Annotated in this window: 13 protein-coding genes; 3 read left to right on the forward strand and 10 right to left on the reverse strand. The window is 75.6% G+C overall.

Annotation, left to right across the window (positions count from 1 at the left end; all coding sequences use genetic code 11):
* Positions 1 to 9: 9 nt before the first annotated feature.
* Positions 10 to 768: a VOC family protein gene (locus tag MY520_RS06125; protein ID WP_436691125.1), complete on the forward strand. Its 759-nt coding sequence runs from the start codon at positions 10 to 12 to the stop codon at positions 766 to 768.
* On the opposite strand, the gene MY520_RS06130 is transcribed toward MY520_RS06125, so the two are convergent.
* The 4 genes from MY520_RS06130 to MY520_RS06145 form a co-directional block, all read right to left on the reverse strand.
* The gene (locus tag MY520_RS06130) at positions 746 to 2,077 is read right to left on the reverse strand and encodes a glutamate mutase L (protein ID WP_436691127.1); all 1,332 of its coding nucleotides are present in this window, start codon (positions 2,075 to 2,077) and stop codon (positions 746 to 748) included. The genes MY520_RS06125 and MY520_RS06130 overlap by 23 nt on opposite strands.
* Positions 2,074 to 3,174 carry a saccharopine dehydrogenase family protein gene (locus MY520_RS06135; protein ID WP_436691129.1) on the reverse strand — a complete coding sequence of 367 codons (1,101 nt, stop codon included), beginning with the start codon at positions 3,172 to 3,174 and terminating at the stop codon, positions 2,074 to 2,076. Before MY520_RS06135 ends, MY520_RS06130 begins: the two co-directional genes overlap by 4 nt.
* 181 nt (positions 3,175 to 3,355) lie before the next feature.
* Entirely contained in the window at positions 3,356 to 5,002 is a 1,647-nt protein-coding gene (locus tag MY520_RS06140; protein ID WP_436691131.1) for a solute symporter family protein, read from the reverse strand.
* Complete coding sequence (locus MY520_RS06145) at positions 4,995 to 5,399, reverse strand: DUF485 domain-containing protein (protein ID WP_436691133.1); 405 nt, start codon at positions 5,397 to 5,399, stop codon at positions 4,995 to 4,997. Before MY520_RS06145 ends, MY520_RS06140 begins: the two co-directional genes overlap by 8 nt.
* Before the next feature lie 158 nt (positions 5,400 to 5,557).
* On the opposite strand from MY520_RS06145, the gene MY520_RS06150 reads away from it, so the two are divergent.
* Positions 5,558 to 6,865, forward strand: coding sequence for a Rieske 2Fe-2S domain-containing protein (locus MY520_RS06150; protein ID WP_436691135.1), 1,308 nt, complete (start codon positions 5,558 to 5,560; stop codon positions 6,863 to 6,865).
* 3 nt (positions 6,866 to 6,868) lie between these two features.
* On the opposite strand, the gene MY520_RS06155 is transcribed toward MY520_RS06150, so the two are convergent.
* Positions 6,869 to 7,048, reverse strand: coding sequence for a hypothetical protein (locus MY520_RS06155; protein ID WP_436691137.1), 180 nt, complete (start codon positions 7,046 to 7,048; stop codon positions 6,869 to 6,871).
* Positions 7,049 to 7,085: 37 nt separating this feature from the next.
* Here MY520_RS06155 and MY520_RS06160 point away from each other — a divergent pair, with 37 nt between their 5' ends.
* On the forward strand, positions 7,086 to 8,300 hold the full coding sequence (locus tag MY520_RS06160) for an MBL fold metallo-hydrolase (RefSeq protein WP_436691139.1): 1,215 nt from the start codon (positions 7,086 to 7,088) through the stop codon (positions 8,298 to 8,300).
* Between the two features lie 42 nt (positions 8,301 to 8,342).
* On the opposite strand, the gene MY520_RS06165 is transcribed toward MY520_RS06160, so the two are convergent.
* From MY520_RS06165 to MY520_RS06185, 5 genes are all read right to left on the reverse strand, one after another.
* The gene (locus MY520_RS06165) at positions 8,343 to 9,197 is read right to left on the reverse strand and encodes an Fpg/Nei family DNA glycosylase (RefSeq protein ID WP_436691141.1); all 855 of its coding nucleotides are present in this window, start codon (positions 9,195 to 9,197) and stop codon (positions 8,343 to 8,345) included.
* A gap of 136 nt (positions 9,198 to 9,333) precedes the next feature.
* A complete protein-coding gene (locus MY520_RS06170) occupies positions 9,334 to 10,830 on the reverse strand; it encodes an NAD-dependent malic enzyme (protein WP_436691143.1) in 1,497 nt (498 codons plus the stop codon).
* Between the two features lie 67 nt (positions 10,831 to 10,897).
* Positions 10,898 to 11,338 (reverse strand): SRPBCC domain-containing protein, encoded by a 441-nt coding sequence (locus MY520_RS06175; RefSeq protein WP_436691145.1) that lies wholly within the window; start codon positions 11,336 to 11,338, stop codon positions 10,898 to 10,900.
* Between the two features lie 4 nt (positions 11,339 to 11,342).
* Positions 11,343 to 12,143: a class I SAM-dependent methyltransferase gene (locus MY520_RS06180; RefSeq protein ID WP_436691147.1), complete on the reverse strand. Its 801-nt coding sequence runs from the start codon at positions 12,141 to 12,143 to the stop codon at positions 11,343 to 11,345.
* A gap of 19 nt (positions 12,144 to 12,162) precedes the next feature.
* Positions 12,163 to 12,654, reverse strand: coding sequence for a DUF309 domain-containing protein (locus MY520_RS06185; RefSeq protein WP_436691149.1), 492 nt, complete (start codon positions 12,652 to 12,654; stop codon positions 12,163 to 12,165).
* Positions 12,655 to 12,676: the final 22 nt, after the last annotated feature.

Below are 12,676 nucleotides of genomic sequence, written 5' to 3' on the forward strand. Positions count from 1 at the left end.
GAGACGCACGTGCCCGACGTCGACACCAACCAGCCCCTCGGGACGCCGACCTGGGTCGATCTCGCCGTGCCCGACCTGCAGCCGGCGCTGGACTTCTACGGCGCGGTGTTCGGCTGGGAGTTCCGCGTCGGCCCGGAGGAGTACGGCTCGTACACGACCTGCCTGCTGCGTGGCCGGCCGGCCGCGGCCGTCTTCGTCGACCCCGCGCGCACCCCGGCGTGGGACGTCTACCTGGCCACGCCGGACTGCGACGCCACCGCCGCGCTGGTGCGCGAGGCCGGCGGCACGCTGCTCCAGGAACCGGACGACGTGCTGACCCAGGGCCGGATGGCGATGGTCCGCGACCCGGTCGGCGCCCGCGTCGGGCTGTGGCAGGGCCGCGACCACGTCGGCTGCCAGGTGGTCAACGAACCGGGATCGCTGGTCCGCAACGACCTGGTCACGCCCGACCCGGAGCCGGCTCGGGCGTTCTACGCGCGGGTGTTCGGCTTCACCCTCGACGGCAACCCCGACCTGCCCGACTTCGACTTCACCTTCCTGCGCCGGCCCGACGGCCACGAGGTCGGCGGGATCATGGGCGCTCCGGGTGCACCGGCCTCGGCCTGGAGCACGGTGTTCGAGGTGGCCGACACCGACGCGGCGGTGCGCGCGGCGGTCGGGGCCGGTGGGACGTCCCCGGGCGCCGAGGACTTCGTCTACGGGCGGATGGCCACCGTCGTCGACCCGTTCGGCGCGGAGTTCGCGGTCATCGCCCGGCCGCCGAGCTGACCGCGTCCGCGGCCTCCAGCGTGGTGACCAGCCCGGCCGCGGCACCGGGGTGCTCACCGGCCAGCAGCCCGGCAGCGGCGAGCACGTACCGCCGGTCGACGACGACGCGCGCGCCGGCCAGCACGCCGCCGGCTCCGCCGCGGTCGGCGGCCACCCGGGCGACCGCCTCCTCCAGCGCGACCGGCCCGGCGTGCCGGAACACCCCGCCGGAGAGGACGACGAGGCCGCAGGTGCGCGCACCGGCCCCGCCGGGCCCGTACGCCGCCTCTGCGCGCAGGTGCCGGCGCAGCGCGATGATCGCCGCCGCGACGCCCAGGTCCAGCGGGTCGTCGCCGGGCACCGGGAGCTGCTCCGCGGCGGCGGCCGAACGCAGCACCTCTGCACTCGCGGCCACGCCGAGGTCGCCCTCGACGGTGCGCCGCGCCGCGGGCACGCCGACCGCCTCGCGGCCCAGGGTCGCCTGCTCCGCGTCGGGGTCGGGCACGCAGTACACGTCGGTGGTCGCGCCGCCGACGTCCAGCACGACCACGCCGGGCTCCTCCGTCCTCGACCGGGCGGCCGCGAGCACGCTCACCCCCGCCAGCACGGCGTCCGGCGTCACCGTGCGCACCCACTGGACCAGCCGCGGGTCGGTCGAGAGCCGGTCGCCGCCGATGACGTGCCGGAGGAACACCTCCCGGATCGCCGCCCGCGCCGACTCGGGGGCCAGCCGGCCGATGTCGGGCAGCACGTTGTCCGCCTCGGTCACCGGCAGCCCGCCGGTCCGCAGCACGGCGGCCACCTCGTCCCGCACCGCGGCGTTCCCGGCCAGCACGACCGGGACGGACCCACGAAGGACCCCGCTGCCCCCCAGCGCTCGCACGCTCGCGCTGGGTCCCTGCAGCGGCGCCGAAGAGGCCAGTGCCACCGCGTTGTGCCGCAGCACCGAGGCCTCTCCGCCGTCGGTGCCGCCGACCAGCAGGACGACGTCCGGCGCGACCTCGGCCAGCGCCGCCAGCCCGGCGTCGTCCAGCGGGCCCGCGGCCACGTGCACCACCCGCGCCCCGGCCGACAGCGCGGCGCGGTGCCCGGCCTCGGCGCTGATCAGCTCCTCGTAGCCGACCACCGCCAGCCGCAGTCCCCCGCCGGCGCTGGAACAGGCGAGCACCGGCGCGTCGGGGAGGTCGGCGAGCGCGGCGAGCACCCCGCGGACGACGTCCTCGGGATCAGTCGGCGCCTGCGCGGTGGCCAGCAGCTCGCCCGCGGGCAGCCCGACGAGAGCGGCCTTGGTCCAGGTGGAGCCGATGTCGACGCAGGCGACGGCGCTCACTCGCGGTGCAGCCCGGCCTCGGCCGCGCCGGCGGTCAGCGCTCCCAGCCCGAAGGCCTGCACCGGGCCCAGCGCGCCGGCGTCCCGCGCCCCGTGCTCGGCGGCGTGCGTGGCACCCCAGGCCAGCAGCTCGGCGGTCAGCCCGTACGGCTCGGGTCCGGCCAGCTCCACCCGGCTGACCAGGGCGCCCGACCGGTCCCGGACCTCGGCGACCGCGCGGGTGCTGGCCTCGGCGAGGGTGCGCTCCGACGGCCCCTCGGCAACCCGGCCGCCCACCAGCGAGGCCAGCCACCGCGTGCCGTGATGGGCCAGCGGCAGCCGGCCCGCGGCGGCCGCCAGCGGGGCCAGCCGGTGCGCGACCGGGGTGAGCGCGCCGAACCAGTCCAGGTGGACGCCGACCTCCTGCAGCGTCGGGGCGAGGTCGGGCAGGGTGAGGTGCTCGGAGCCGCCGATCGACAGCCCGCGGCGGGGTCGGCCGGCGGCCTCGAACCGCCACAACCGCCGTCCGGCGACCTCCTGCGCCAGCCGGCCGCCGGTGAACACGGGGCCGGGCTCGAGCAGCACCCCCATCAGCGAGACCAGCGTGCCGCGGGAGAAGGCCTGCCCGGAGGTGCCGTCGAGGGCGTACCCGACGTCGACGCGGTGCGCCCGGTCGCCGGCCTCGGTCAGCGCCAGCGCGCCGGCGAGCACGCCGGGGACGTAGTCCAGCCCGAAGGCCGGCACCAGGGTCGCGCCGGTGACCGCCGCGCGGGGACCGGCCCGCTCGAACACCCGGCGCAGGAACGGCGGCTCGCCGGTGGAGTCCAGGTAGACCGCGCCGGCGTCGACGGCGGCCTCGACCGCGGGCCAGCCCAGCCGGAGGAACGGCCCGACGGTGCTGACCAGGACGTCGCCGTCGCCGAGCAGCGCCCGCACCGAGGCCGGGTCGGCGGCGTCCGCGCGTGCGGTCTCCAGGCCGCCGAGCCGCTCGGCCGTCCCCGCCAGCCGGTCGGGATCGCGGCCGGCGAGCACCGGCCGCGCACCGCGGGCCACGAGCGCCTCCGCCGTCCGGCCCCCCGTGTAGCCGGTCGCGCCGAAGAGGACGATGCGGGCGGTCACCCTGGCGACCCTAGCCCGCGACTGTCGATCACCGTTCCGGGTGGCGGGGCGGCGGCGTCATCGAGCCGGACCCTTTCCGCAGCAGCCCAGCGGAGCGCCCCGGCCCCGGCGGTTTCCGCGGAAACCGCCGACGGCGACGCGCGAGGCGCGCGCCCCACACGGGGACGCGCGCCTCGGCTGCTCAGTGCTGGACGGCCTTCTCCGCACCGATGCCGGTGAGCGCCCGCACCTCGAGCTCGGCCCACTTCTCCTCGTTCGGCCGCTCCTTGGACAGGACCGTGCCCAGCCAGCCGAGGAAGAACGACAGCGGGATGGACACCAGGCCCGGGTTGCTGAGCGGGAACCAGGAGAAGTCGACGTCCTGGAGCAGTGAGGTGCTCTTGCCCGTCGCCTCGACGATCGGCGCCCCCGACACCACCGGCGAGAAGATGATCAGGGTGATACAGGCGATCAGCCCGCCGTACATCGACCACAGCGCGCCCTGGGTGGTGAAGCGCTTCCAGAACAGCGTGTAGAGGATGGTCGGCAGGTTCGCCGACGCGGCGACGGCGAACGCCAGCGCCACCAGGAAGGCGATGTTCAGCCCGGCCTGGAGCGCCAGGATCCCCAGCCCGATCGAGATGGCGCCGATGATGATCGCGGTGATGCGGGCGACCCGCACCTCTCCGTTCGGCGCCACCTTGCCCTTCTTGATCACCGATGCGTAGACGTCGTGCGCGAACGAGGCCGACGCGGTGATGGTCAGGCCCGCGACGACCGCGAGGATCGTGGCGAACGCGACGCCGGCGATGATGCCGAGCAGCACCGTGCCACCGAGCTCGAACGCCAGCAGCGGTGCCGCCGCGTTCACCGCCCCCGGCGCGCCCAGGATCCTCTCTGGGCCGACGAGCGCACCCGCCCCGTAGCCGATCACCAGGCTGAACAGGTAGAAGATGCCGATCAGCCAGATCGCCCACACGACCGAGCGTCGGGCGTCCTTGGCCGTGGGCACCGTGTAGAAGCGCATGAGCACGTGCGGCAGGCCCGCCGTCCCGAGCACCAGGGCCAGGCCGAGGGAGACGAAGTCCAGCTTGGACGTGCTCGTCGCGCCGTACTGCGCGCCGGGGGCGAGGACGTCGCGGCCTTCGACGGCGTTCTCCACCGAGGCGCCGAGCAGCGCCGACAGGCTGAAGCCGAACTGGGCGAGCACCCACAGGGTCATGACCAGCGCGCCGGCGATCAGCAGCGAGGCCTTGATGATCTGCACGTACGTGGTGCCGCGCATGCCGCCGACCAGCACGTAGATGATCATGAGCGCGCCCACGAGGACGACGACCAGCGCCTGCGCCGCCTCGCCGGTGACCCCGAGCAGCAGGGTCACCAGGCCGCCGGCGCCGGACATCTGCGCCAGCAGGTAGAACAGCGAGACCGCGAGGGTGGAGATCGCCGCCGCCGTCCGGACCGGTCCCTGCCGCATCCGGAAGGCCAGGACGTCGGCCATCGTGAAGCGCGCGGTGTTGCGCATCAGCTCGGCGACCAGCAGCAGCGCCACCAGCCAGGCGACGAGGAAGCCGATCGAGTAGAGGAACCCGTCGTAGCCGAAGACCGCGATCGCGCCGGCGATGCCGAGGAACGAGGCCGCGGACAGGTAGTCGCCGGCGATCGCGAGCCCGTTCTGGGTGCCGCTGATGTTGCGGCCGGCCGCGTAGTAGTCGGCGGCGCTCTTGTTGGTGCGGCTGGCCCGGAACGTGATGACCAGCGTGATCGCGACGAAGACCGCGAAGATCGAGATGTTGACGGCCGGCTCGCCGATGGTGCCCGAGTCGGCGGCGAGGATCGCGTCAGCCACGGGTGCCGCCCTTGGTCAGGGTCGGGCCGTCGCCGCGGTCACCGCGGTCACCGCGCGCGTACTCGTGGTGCTCGAGGCGCTCGCGCATCTCGTCGGCGATGGGGTCGGTCTGCCGGTTCGCGTGCGCGACGTACAGGTGGGTGATGACGAACGTCGTCACGAACTGCAGCAGCCCCAGGAGGATGCCGAGGTTGACGTTGCCGAAGACCCGGGTGGACATGAGGTCCGGTGCGTAGGTCGAGAGCAGGACGTAGAGCAGGTACCAGCTCAGGAAGGCGACGGTCATGGGGAAGGCGAAGCGCCGGAAGCGCCGCTTCAGCTCCGTGAACTCCGGCGAGTCCTGGGCCTCGCGGTACTCCTCCGGTGTCAGCAACCTGCGCTCGTCTGGTTGTGTCACGGTGCGTCCTCCCCTGTAGGCCCCCGGTGACCAGCGGAATCGTGATCGGGATCACTGTAGAGAGGGCTCCCGCCGTCGTCTCCTCATCGAGACCTATCCGTGTCACGACCGTCTGTTCGGCGTAACCGTGCGGGAACGCGCCGACGGTGCAATGGGTCATGGCCACATCTGCAGGCAGGTCGACGGGGTGGTTCCCGGTGGCGCGGGCCGACGACGTCGGGACGCGGCCGGTGGCGGTGGGCGCCGGCGGACAGGAGTACGTCGTGGTCCGGCTGCGCCCCGGCGGCGAGGTGAGCGCGTTCCCGGCCCGCTGCCCGCACCGGCTGGTGCCGCTGGCGGCGGGGGAGGTCGTCGACGGACGGCTGCAGTGCCCGTACCACGGCTGGCAGTTCGACGGCGAGGGCCGCTGCGTCTCCATCCCGTCCCTGGGCGCCGAGGGGACGCCGCCCCCGCGGGCCGACCTCACCGTGCCCTGGGCGGTGGAGGAGCGGCACGGCTGGGTCTGGCTGGCACCGGAGCGCACCACCGTCCCCGTGCCGCCGCGGCCGGCCGGAGCGGCGACGGTGGAGCCGGCGCCCGGGGTCCCCGCTCCCGACGGCCCGGTGCTCGGCAACCTCGACCCGGCGCTGGACGGCGCCTGGCACCCGGTGGCGCTCTCCCGCGAACTGCTCCCGGGCGGCTGGCTGCAGGTGCGGCTGCTGGGCCGCACCTGGATGATCCGCCGGACGCGGTCCGGCCTGGACGTCGACCCGCCCGCGTACGGCGTCCGCGAGCGCCTCGGAGTGGTGTGGCTGGCCCCGGCCGAGCCGCGCGACCTGCCGCTGGAGGTGCCCGAGGACGCCGACCGGCGGTTCGTGAGCACCTGGCTGACGCCGGTGCGCTCGCCCGGCCCGGCGGGACCGCTGGCCGACACCTTCTTCGACGTCGCGCACGCCCCGTTCGTGCACAGCCGGATCGGCGGCCCACCGGAGGCCGCGGAGGTCCCCCCGTTCGCGGTCGTCCCCGAGGACGGCGGCTTCCGGGCCGAGCTGGAGCGGGCGTACGAGACGCCGCACCACCCCGACGGCGTCGACGGGGCGCCGGTGCGGCGCCGGGCCACCTACACCTACCGGGTGCCCTTCCAGCTGCGGCTGCGGCTGGACTCGCCGGACTCCGGGGCCGTCACCACGATCCTGTGCCTGCTGCAGCCCGAGGACGCGGACTCGACCCGCGTCTACACCCGGATGCTCATGTCGGCCGGCCCCGGCGAGCGGCTGCCCGGCCCCGACCTGCTCGCCCGCGAGGTGGCCATCCAGCGGGCGGTGCTCGCCGAGGACCTCGCGCTCCAGGCCCGGCTCCCCGACGCCGGACTGCCGCTGAGCACGCGGGACGAGCTGCACGTGCGGGCCGACCGGCCCGGTGTCGCGCTGCGGCAGGCGCTCTGCGACTTCGTGCGGGCCGCCTCCGGGCTGCGCGGAGCCGCGTGACGGTCACTCCGCGGGCAGCGGCTCCCCGCACGCCGCGCACCGCGTGGGCGGGTCCTCCTCGGCCATCCGCCCGCAGGCCGGGCAGACCCGCTGCAGCCAGCAGGCCGGGTCGCCGCCCTCCGGCTCGGCGGGACGGCGCGACCCCGGTCGGAGCGGAGCGGGCGCGGGCTCGTCGGACGTCACCGGCACATCATGGCCGCGGGCTGGGATGCTGGCGGGCGTGCCGTCCCCCGCTGCCCTCCGCACCGCACTCGCCGTCGTCGCCACCCTCGCCGGGCCGGCCGCCTGGGTGACACGTGCCGCCTGGGGGCTGCCGACCGCGCTCGGCGCCAGCCGGCGGGAGGTGCGGCCGTACGTCGTCGGGTCGCCGCAGTTCTCGGAGGGCCGCTTCCACAACCGGGTCGCCACCCCGTCGCTGCCGCCGGCCAGCGCCCGCCGCGGCCTGCTCCGCCAGATGCACGAGGAGCGGCACACCGGGCTGCCGGCGCGCCCGGTGCCGCTGGTGCGCCCGGAGCTCCCCGCGGAGGCGGCCGAGCTCGCGGTGACCTGGTTCGGCCACTCCAGCGCGCTCATCGAGGTCGACGGGCGCCGGGTGCTGGTCGACCCGGTGTGGGGCGAGCGCGTCTCGCCGTCCCCCCTGCTCGGCCCGACCCGCCTCCACCCGGCGCCGGGGCCGCTCGCCGACCTGCCGCGGGTGGACGCCGTCCTCGTCTCGCACGACCACTACGACCACCTCGACCTGCCCACCGTCCGTGAGCTGGTGCGGACCCAGACCGCGCCGTTCGTCGTACCGCTGGGGATCGGCGCCCACCTGCGCGGCTGGGGCGTGCCGGAGGAGCGGATCGTCGAGCTGGACTGGGAGGGCGCGGCCACCGTCGCGGGGCTGACGCTGACCTGCACCGAGGCGCGGCACTTCTCCGGCCGGTTCTTCGCCCGGGACACCACGCTGTGGGCCTCCTGGGTGATCTCCGGGCCGCGGCACCGGGCGTTCTTCGGCGGCGACACCGGCTACACGCCCACCTTCGCCGCCATCGGCGCCCGCCTGGGCCCGTTCGACCTGACGCTGCTGCCGATCGGCGCCTACAACGACGCCTGGCAGTACATCCACATGACGCCGGAGGAGGCCGTCCGCGCCCACGGGGACCTCGGCGGGGGCCTGCTCGTGCCGATCCACTGGGCGACGTTCAACCTGGCGTTCCACCGCTGGGCCGAGCCGGTGCAGCGGCTGTGCGCCGCGGCGCAGCGGTCGGAGGTGCAGGTGGCGGTGCCGCGGCCGGGCGAGCGGGTCGACGTCCTGGCGCCGCCGCGGCTCACCGACTGGTGGACGTCGGTCGGGTCGGCCGCCGACGAGCCGGAGGTGGACGGCGACGCCGGGGCGGGCAGCTCGGTGCTGGCACGGGCGGCGTCCTGGCTGGTGGCCCGGCGGCAGGGCTGAGCGGAGTCGCTCGGCGGCGTGTCCGCACTCCAGCGACCCCGCTCAGCGCAGCAGCTTGGACATCCGCCGGTCGGCCAGCGGCTTGCCGCCGGTCTGGCAGGTCGGGCAGTACTGCAGCGAGGTGTCGGCGAAGCTCACCTCGCGGACGGTGTCGCCGCAGACCGGGCACGGCAGCCCGGTGCGGGCGTGCACCTGCAGCCCCGAGCGCTTCTCGCCCTTCATCGTCGCCGCCTGCTGGCCGACCTGGCGGTCGAGCGCGTCGGTGAGCGTCGCCCGTATCGCGTCGTAGAGCCGGATCAGCTCGTCGTCGTCGATCCGGTTGGCCATCTTGAACGGCGACAGCCGGGCGGCGTGCAGGATCTCGTCGGAGTAGGCGTTGCCGATGCCGGCGATCACGGTCTGGTCGGTGAGGGTGCCCTTGAGCTGGCCGGAGCGCCCGCCGAGCAGCGCCGCGAACTGCTCGCGGTCGACGGCGAGCGCGTCGGGGCCCAGCCGGGCGATGCCGGGCACCTCGGCCGGCGTCCGGACGACGTACACCGCCAGGCCCTTGCGGGTGCCCTGCTCGGTGAGGTCGAAGCCGTTGCCGTCGTCGAGGTGCACCCGCAGGGCCAGCGGGCCCTTGCCCGGCTTGGGCGGGGCGGCCGGGAGCCCGGTGCGCCAGTGCAGCCAGCCGGCCCGCGCCAGGTGGACGACGAGGTGCAGCCCGGAGACGTCGAGGTCGAGGAACTTCCCGTGCCGCGCGACGCCGGTCAGCTCCAGTCCCGCCAGCGCGGACAGCGGCGGGTCGAAGGTCTTGATCGCCTGGACGGCGGCCAGGTCGACCCTGGTCACCACCTTGCCGATGGCGTTGTCGCGGAGGAACGCGGTCAGCGCCTCCACCTCGGGCAGCTCGGGCACCGGGTCATGATGCCCTGCTCAGCGCCGTCCCCGCCGTCCCCCGATCCGGGCGGTTTCCGCGGAAACCGGCGCCGTCGCGGCCCCGTCCGGAGGCTCGCCCCGAGCCTGCGAGGGGTGAGTGGGACGGGGTCCTTTCTCAGTCGGTGTCGTCGTCGCTGACCGGGGCGGTGGCGCCGGGCTCGTGCCGGGCCTGGTCGGCGACCGCGGCGGCGACCGCCTGCGTGACGGCGGGGTCGAACACGCTCGGGATGATGTAGTTGGCGTTGAGCTGGTCGTCGCGGACCACCGCGGCGATCGCCTCGGCCGCCGCCAGCAGCATGCCGTCGCTGATCTCCCGGGCCCGCGCGTCGAGCAGGCCGCGGAACACGCCGGGGAACGCGAGCACGTTGTTGATCTGGTTCGGCAGGTCGGAGCGGCCGGAGGCGACGACGGCGGCGTACTGCCGGGCGCGGACCGGGTCGACCTCCGGCGTCGGGTTGGCCATCGGGAAGACGACGGCGTCCGACGCCATCCGGGCGAGGTCCTCCGGGCGCAGCACGTTGCCCGCGCTGACCCCGATGAAGACGTCGGCGCCGTCGAGGGCGTCGGGCAGCTCGCCGCGCACGCCGTCGGGGTTGGTGCGCGCGGCCAGCTCGCGCTTGGCCGGGGAGAGCCGCTCGTCGTCGGGCGAGAGGATGCCCTCGCGGTCCCACACCAGCACGCGGCGGGCGCCGGCCTTGAGCATGAGGTGCACGATCGCCGTCCCGGCCGCACCGCCGCCGGCGACGACGATCTTCACGTCCTCGAGCCGCTTGTCCACGACCCGCAGGGCGTTGCGCAGTGCGGCCAGCGCGACGATCGCCGTCCCGTGCTGGTCGTCGTGGAAGACCGGGATGTCGAGCTTCTCGCGCAGCCGGGCCTCGATCTCGAAGCAGCGCGGCGCGGCGATGTCCTCGAGGTTGATGCCGCCGAAGCCGGGGGCGATCAGCTCGACGGTGCGCACGATCTCGTCGACGTCCTGGGTGTCCAGGCAGATCGGCCACGCGTCGATGTCGGCGAACCGCTTGAACAGGACGGCCTTGCCCTCCATGACCGGCATCGCCGCGCCCGGGCCGATGTCGCCGAGGCCCAGCACCGCGGAGCCGTCGGTGACGACGGCGACGGTGTTGCCCTTGATCGTCAGCCGGCGGACGTCGTCGGGGTTGTCCGCCAGCGCGAGGCACACCCGCGCGACGCCGGGCGTGTAGGCCATCGACAGGTCGTCGCGGGTCTTCAGCGGCACCTTCGAGGCGACCTCGAGCTTGCCGCCGAGGTGCAGCAGGAAGGTCCGGTCGCTGACCTTGCGGACCTTCACCCCGGGGACGGAACGCAGCGCGTCGACCATCTCCTCGGAGTGCGCGGCGTCCGCGGCCGAGCAGGTGACGTCGACGGTCAGGCCGTCGGAGCGGGAGTCGACGACGTCGATCGCGGTGACCGCGCCACCGGCGGTGCCGACCGCCGTGGCGATCCGGCCGATCGAGGCGGGGTCGCCGTCGGCGGTGAGCCGGACGGTGATCGAGTAGGACGCCGAGGTGACCGGCCCGCGGGGCGGCGTCGCCGGCCCGCCGAGGGCGGTGTCGTCGGTGCTGGGCGTGGCTGCGGTGTCGGTGCTCATGGCGGGTGCCATCGTCCCACTCCTGCCGGGTGCCGACTCCCTTGCGGTCACAACGGTCGGCCGGGGCTCAGGTCGGCGGCCGCGACACCCGGCCCTCGGCCCGGGCCTTGAGCCCGTCGCAGAACTGCCGGAACGACGGGTTGAGGTCCGGCGTGGTGCGCCCGAGCAGGCCGGCGAGCGGGCCGGTGTGGTCCTCGCGGACGGTGAGCGCCGTGCCGCCGTCCTCCTGCCGGTCGAGCCGGTAGGTGCGCTCGATGACGGCGGCCCCGAGGGGCAGCCCGCCGCGCCAGCGCATGGCCTCGCCGGGGCGCAGCTCGGTGACGGTCACGACGAACGGGCGGCTGCGGATCATCGTGGCGTAGAGCGTGAGCCGCTCCCCGAGCGCGACCCGGCCCTCCACCCGGTCGACGCCGGAGTTCCAGTCCCGCCAGCTGCCGACGTCGACCAGCACCGCCCACACCTGCTCGGGGCTCGCGTCGATCCGGGCGGCCGCCTCGAAGCTCCTCATCCCGTCACCCGGCCTTCACACCCGTGACCTGCAGGTACGTGTTGGGGACGACGATCCCCGGCCCGCCGCCGCGGGTGAAGCTCCCCCACATGTCGCTGAACTCGCGCTCGAGGGCGTCCCGCCCGAGGTCGTCGAGCCGTTCCCACGCCACGTGCACCGGGCCGAACCAGTCCCGGTAGCGCTGCCACTGCGCCGCGACCGAGGGGGCGGTGAACTCGACGGTCCGCTCGCTGTGCTTCACCTGGCGCAGCGCGCCGCGGTCGAAGATCCCCTGCACGCCCTCGGGCGTCCCCCACCGCAGCGGCTCTCCGGCGGCGTCCTCCGGGTCGTGCCGGGCGAGCAGCGCCAGCAGCCGCCCGCCGGGCGCCTCCGGCCGCCACGCGGTCAGGCCCAGCCGGCCGCCCGGCCTGAGCACCCGCACCAGCTCCCGGGCGGCCTGCTCGGGGTCGGCGGCGAACACCACGCCGAAGGTGGAGACGACGACGTCGAAGGAGTCGTCGGGGAACGGCAGCTCTCCGGCGTCGGCGACCTCGGTGCCGATGGTCAGACCCTCGACCTCGGCCCGGCGGAGGGCGTACTCCAGCAGCTCGGGGACGAGGTCGCTGCACACCGCGTCGGCGTCGCGGCGGGCGGCGGCCAGCGCCGTGTTGCCGGTGCCGCCGCCGACGTCGAGCACGCGGTCGCCCGGACGGACGCCCAGGTCGGCGACGAGCTGCTCGCTGCAGGGCACCAGCCGGACACCGACCTTCTGGTAGTCGCCGGCCGCCCAGACCTCGCGGCTCCGCGCGGCGGTGGAGGCCGTCATGCCCGCAGTGTGCCCTCCGTCACACCGGCCCGGAAGTGGCGGGGGCGGTCGTGAGGCGCGGGGCGACGTCGCCGGCGCCCGCCCGGTCGGGGTCGGCCGCCAGCTCCCGGGCCCAGGCGACCAGGCCGGGGGCGTCGACGTCGTGCGGCGGGTCGGCGGCGTAGGCCGCGACGTTGCCGGCGCCGCGCTCGAGCAGCGTGGCCGCCCCGCGCGGGTTGCCGCGGCCGACGTGGGTCAGCCCGACGGCGAGCTGCGCCAGGCCCCGCCAGAGCTGCCGTTCGGCCTCCGGGGCGGACTTCCAGGCGTCCTCGAGCACCTCGTGGGCGTGGAACGGCCGGCCGGCGTCCAGCAGCCGCTGCGCCTCGGCGAGGGCGTCGGCCGGGGCACGCACCAGTCCCTCGGGGGCGCGCTCCACCCCGGCCTCCCCGTACGGCAGCGGCCGGCCCAGGGCGTCGCGGGGGCGGGCGTTGCGCGCCCGGCCGGCGGGATCGCGGTCGCGGTCGGCGTCCATCCCCCGATCCTGACCCCGATCC

This window comes from Geodermatophilus sp. CPCC 205506 (genome assembly GCF_051383635.1).
Taxonomy (GTDB): Bacteria; Actinomycetota; Actinomycetes; order Mycobacteriales; family Geodermatophilaceae; genus Geodermatophilus.

Bases quoted from the DNA above. Each gene is read 5' to 3' on its own strand.
- MY520_RS06150 (WP_436691135.1), top strand. From the start codon at position 5,558: ATGGCCACATCTGCAGGCAGGTCGACGGGGTGGTTCCCGGTGGCGCGG.
- MY520_RS06170 (WP_436691143.1), bottom strand. From the start codon at position 10,830: ATGAGCACCGACACCGCAGCCACGCCCAGCACCGACGACACCGCCCTC.
- MY520_RS06175 (WP_436691145.1), bottom strand. From the start codon at position 11,338: ATGAGGAGCTTCGAGGCGGCCGCCCGGATCGACGCGAGCCCCGAGCAG.
- MY520_RS06180 (WP_436691147.1), bottom strand. From the start codon at position 12,143: ATGACGGCCTCCACCGCCGCGCGGAGCCGCGAGGTCTGGGCGGCCGGC.
- MY520_RS06185 (WP_436691149.1), bottom strand. From the start codon at position 12,654: ATGGACGCCGACCGCGACCGCGATCCCGCCGGCCGGGCGCGCAACGCC.